Consider the following 884-nt stretch of genomic DNA (forward strand, 5'->3'; position numbering starts at 1 on the left):
CCCGAACCGGCTGCGGCGCCGAAAGCGACGCCACTGCCCGCCGTTGCGCCCGCCGGCGACTTCGCCCGCTTAACGCCGGCGATTGTCGCCGCCATTCACCACCACCGCCGTCTTCACCCTTAATTCACGGAGGAATTCATGACCGTTGCCATTACCGATGTCGTCCTGCGCGACGCCCACCAGTCCCTGTTCGCCACCCGTCTGCGTCTCGACGATATGCTCCCCGTCGCCGCTCAGCTTGACGACGTCGGCTACCGCTCGCTGGAGTGCTGGGGCGGCGCCACCTTCGACGCCTGCATCCGCTTCCTCGGCGAGGACCCGTGGGTCCGCCTGCGCGAGCTGAAAAAGGCGATGCCGAAAACCCCGCTGCAGATGCTGCTCCGCGGCCAGAACCTGCTCGGCTACCGTCACTACGCCGACGACGTGGTCGAACGCTTCGTGGAGCGCGCCGTCAAAAACGGCATGGACGTCTTCCGCGTCTTCGACGCCATGAACGACCCGCGCAACATGCAGGCCGCCCTGCAGGCGGTCCGCAGCCACGGCGCCCACGCCCAGGGCACCCTGAGCTACACCACCAGCCCGGCCCACACCCTGCAGACCTGGCTCGACCTCACCGAACAGCTGCTGGAGACCGGCGTCGACTCCATCGCGATTAAAGACATGTCCGGCATTCTTACCCCCGGCGCCGCCTTTGAGCTGGTCAGCGAAATCAAAAAACGCTTTGCCGTCACCCTGCACCTGCACTGCCACGCCACCACCGGCATGGCGGAGATGGCCCTGCTGAAGGCCATTGAAGCCGGCGTCGACGGCGTCGATACCGCCATCTCCTCGATGAGCGCCACCTACGGCCACCCGGCCACCGAAGCGCTGGTGGCCACCCTCGC

At 66.9% G+C, this 884-nt stretch carries 1 protein-coding gene and 1 pseudogene; both read left to right on the forward strand.

What is annotated here, in order from left to right; genetic code table 11:
- Positions 1-123 (forward strand): annotated as a pseudogene (locus tag L2I46_RS29220) (oxaloacetate decarboxylase gamma chain); the annotation flags it as partial.
- Between the two features lie 15 nt (positions 124-138).
- Positions 139-884: pyruvate carboxylase subunit B (locus L2I46_RS29225; protein WP_214184240.1), on the forward strand; the 746-nt coding region annotated here is incomplete at its 3' end.

This window comes from Klebsiella sp. 2019SCSN059 (assembly GCF_021739525.1).
Lineage (GTDB): Bacteria > Pseudomonadota > Gammaproteobacteria > Enterobacterales > Enterobacteriaceae > Klebsiella > Klebsiella quasipneumoniae.